The following is a 207-nucleotide window of genomic DNA, read 5'->3' as shown; positions in this document are numbered from 1 at the left end:
TACCTGAATCCAGAAAAAGAGGCTGCATAACGTAATTTTATTACAAAAGGCGACAACTACCTTGAAAAACGCCGTTATTACCCGATCTCGATGGAAGTTATTGAGTGATCTCCTTCTATGAAAATACGCAGGGTTGACGCGTGCTGCCAGTTAATGACGCCGCTGAATGATGCCCTGTACCGTTATGTGATGAATACCCGCAAGCTT

Annotated in this window: 1 pseudogene; it reads left to right on the top strand. The window is 44.0% G+C overall.

Annotated features, from left to right (window positions below):
- Window positions 1-132 precede the first annotated feature (132 nt).
- Window positions 133-207, top strand: a pseudogene (locus tag FQZ95_RS27035) (hypothetical protein); the annotation flags it as partial.

It is taken from the genome of Escherichia sp. HH41S (genome assembly GCF_009820115.1).
GTDB classification, from domain to species: Bacteria; Pseudomonadota; Gammaproteobacteria; order Enterobacterales; family Enterobacteriaceae; genus Escherichia; species Escherichia coli_F.
Note: the sequence above shows the minus strand (reverse complement) of the source record. Positions and strands in the feature narration are given on the sequence as shown.